Below are 3,099 nucleotides of genomic sequence, written 5' to 3' on the forward strand. Positions count from 1 at the left end.
GTTGCATGATGTTCATTTGGATCATTCTCTCCTGCCCCCAACCTGTCTACGTTCTACAAGTTGGTTTATCGGTTGTGGCTGGTTTTTCAATGACTCCGCTGGCCTACTTTTAAGTTAACAGATACATCGCTAAGAACAGTGCTTTCAAAGCTCTACATCAGTATTTTACAACACGGACAAATAATCCTTTGAAGAAAATGCAGTCCCTGATCGCAATATGTAATAAGCTTATCCGGATCCTGTTTACGATTGGCAAGAAGCAATGTGAATTCAGTGAAGAGCAAATGTTAAAGGATATTCCACATATGACAGAACTACCGAAAGCAGCTTAGATTTCTTCTTAATTATTAAGTAAAGTAGCAGTAAACAACACTTGAAGCACGGATTAGTCAGTAAAGACGCTATAATACGGACAAAAGATCCTGTCGGGCAGCATGGCTGACATCCACCTCATGGAAAGGTTGGACGAAGGAATTTAAGAGCGAAGACTCTGTGAGACTTGGGAGGGTTGACCTCCATGAGAGATGTGGACATCCACCAGTGCGACCATAATTGCACCAATTATCCACTTTTTGGATAAGAGTGGTTAAGTGCACAATGATCTTTTTTTCTCCATCGCTCCAAAATTAACCTTAAATGAAGACTTATTCCAGTATTTAAATGATTAATATACCAACGCTGCTATGAAAACTTAAGAAAACAAGAGGAAACGAGAGAATTCGCTTTCTTCATAGAGGGAGTTTAGCGTAATTTCATATTAATGAGTGGGAACAAATGTTCTTTACAATATGTATTAAAAAAGGTTATAATACCCATAAACAAGCATTGGAGGTTCTTAATGGGTATTAAACTAGCTTTTAATTATGAGAAGTCAACTGAAGAGATTTCGAAGTTAAAAGGAATTGATGAACAACGGCTTCTTGAACCCATCAAGGAAGGGAAATGGTCAGTAAAGGAAATCATAGGTCATTTATATTATTGGGATAAATTTATTTTGGAGCAGCATGTTCCGAATATGGCTGAAGGAGCGAAATTAATAGCTTTTCCCGATCACGACCTACATAACAAAGAAGCAATTCAGTATATCGGAAGTTACATAACGGTTGAATCCTTAATAGACGATTTAATCCAGGAAAGAAAACAATTGATTGAAACCATTTCTGGGGTCGAGAGTACTGTAAAATTCACGATTGGAACTGGAAAGCGTCAATTTACAGTAGAAAAGCACTTAAAAATATTTATAGATCACGATATCCATCATCTCAAACAAATAGAGGAAAGATTAAACTAACCGCGAACGATAGTTGAGGAGCCTGCACGTCGCGGCTCCTTTTTGTTTGCTAAAGTAACGGGCAGTTATTTTTCAATAGCTCTTGTTTTTATGCTTGAGACAATGGTAACATTTAATGGGAACATGTGTTTGTTTTTGTGTTTTCCAACGGATAGGGGGAATAGGCGTGGCTGAAATCATTGAAAAAGAGCAATTTTCGGTTATTGGAAAATTAGGAAAGGGGTTTGCTAATGAAGCTCCCCAATGGATACCATCATTATGGAAAGAAGCAAATAGCTTTATTGAGATAAGCAACCTCGCCATCCATCATCATGTGCAAGCGGCTCCCGTTTGTTTCGTTAAGGAGCCGATGTGTACATGATCCAATTGACGAACCGCCAGGCACGGCAATTTCTGCTATTGAAGCACGGGCTGTTGGGCGAATATCAATTTTCCGGAAAGCAGGGAGTATTGGATTTTGTGCGGCAGGTCGGCTGTATTCAATACGATCCCATCGATGTTTGCGGAAAAAACGCCGAACTGGTGTTGCAGTCGCGAATCAAAGGCTTTACCAAGAACATGCTCGCCGAGTTGCTGTATCAAGATAGAAGACTTGTCGATTATCCCGACAAGAATTTGGCCATTATCCCTGTCGAGGACTGGCCGTATTTTGAGCGGTACAGGCAGGCCGCCCGACAACATGCCAAGCGCTATCCCGAAATGGAAGCGTTGATAGAGCAAACACGGGCTCACATCCAAAATCACGGTGCGCTAAGTTCGGATGATTTAAAATTGGATGGAAATTTCGCTTGGCAATCGGCCATCCACTGGAGCAGCGGAAACAATTCATCCCGGTCGGTGCTGGAGCAGATGTACTCGACAGGCGAGTTGATTATACATCACAAAAAAGGAACGCGTAAATACTACGATATCGCCGGGAAGTACATACAGGCAAATCTGCTGAATGCGCCGGAGCCGCTGGAGGGCGAGCTTGAGCATCACAAGTGGCGGGTACTGCGTCGAATCGGCGCTGTTGGCCTTTTATGGAATCGCGCATCCGATGCCTGGCTGAACATATGGGGATTGAAAGCGGAGCAGCGCAACGAGGTTTTCCGCCAACTGTTGTATGAAGCTCGCATTGTTGCTGTTGCCGTGGAACAATTGAAGGATATACTGTACTGCCGCACGGAGGACTTGCCGCTTATTGAAGCCGTTCTGCAAAATCCGGCGCCGAAATGGCGCTGCGAGCTGATTGCCCCACTAGATAATTTCATATGGGACAGAAAACTGATCAACGTATTATTTGGATTCGATTACACCTGGGAGATTTACACGCCTGCAATCAAACGGAAATTCGGCTATTATGTGTTGCCTCTAATATACGGAGAAAGCCTCATCGGACGAGCCGAGGTAATCGCGGAGCGAAAAGCCGGGACGCTCGTTGTTAAAAACATCTGGTACGAGAACGACATAAAGCCTACAAAGCAATTGCGAACAGCCTTGAACAATTGTTTTCAAAATTTTGCATTGTTCAACGGATGCGAGACGAATTCGACAGTGTCTATGAACTGATATTTCCAGTTCCCCGGTAACATTTGCCGACAAGTTTCCGCGTACGAAACAGGTAAGCCGACGCGTCCGGTAGCGCCGTTGTATGTGTACATGAGTTTCTAGTGGGGGTTCAAGCGCGGCGGGCTAAACTAACGGGCAGGTTAGTGCAGTAGCTGCCGATAAAATAAAACTCAATCTAGTGGCGGTATTAGCCGTTCCATCTACTCATCACTACCCCGATCAAGGTCAGGAATAAGCCCTGATTGCACGGGCCGTCA

Annotated in this window: 3 protein-coding genes and 1 pseudogene; all 4 read left to right on the plus strand. The window is 43.5% G+C overall.

The window, feature by feature from the left end; translation table 11 throughout:
* Positions 1–125: 125 nt before the first annotated feature.
* Positions 126–332: pseudogene (locus tag G9U52_RS40715) on the plus strand (IS110 family transposase); the annotation flags it as partial.
* Between the two features lie 506 nt (positions 333–838).
* The gene (locus tag G9U52_RS38910) at positions 839–1,291 is read left to right on the plus strand and encodes a DinB family protein (protein WP_166158823.1); all 453 of its coding nucleotides are present in this window, start codon (positions 839–841) and stop codon (positions 1,289–1,291) included.
* 166 nt (positions 1,292–1,457) lie between these two features.
* Positions 1,458–1,652 (plus strand): hypothetical protein, encoded by a 195-nt coding sequence (locus G9U52_RS38915; protein WP_166158825.1) that lies wholly within the window; start codon positions 1,458–1,460, stop codon positions 1,650–1,652.
* Positions 1,649–2,842 carry a winged helix-turn-helix domain-containing protein gene (locus G9U52_RS38920; protein ID WP_166158827.1) on the plus strand — a complete coding sequence of 398 codons (1,194 nt, stop codon included), beginning with the start codon at positions 1,649–1,651 and terminating at the stop codon, positions 2,840–2,842. Before G9U52_RS38915 ends, G9U52_RS38920 begins: the two co-directional genes overlap by 4 nt.
* Positions 2,843–3,099: the final 257 nt, after the last annotated feature.

Source organism: Paenibacillus agricola (assembly GCF_011440305.1).
Classification (GTDB): domain Bacteria; phylum Bacillota; class Bacilli; order Paenibacillales; family NBRC-103111; genus Paenibacillus_S; species Paenibacillus_S agricola.

Excerpts from the sequence above, each read along its gene's own strand:
- G9U52_RS38910 (WP_166158823.1), top strand. The coding sequence starts at position 839 with ATGGGTATTAAACTAGCTTTTAATTATGAGAAGTCAACTGAAGAGATT.
- G9U52_RS38920 (WP_166158827.1), top strand. The coding sequence starts at position 1,649 with ATGATCCAATTGACGAACCGCCAGGCACGGCAATTTCTGCTATTGAAG.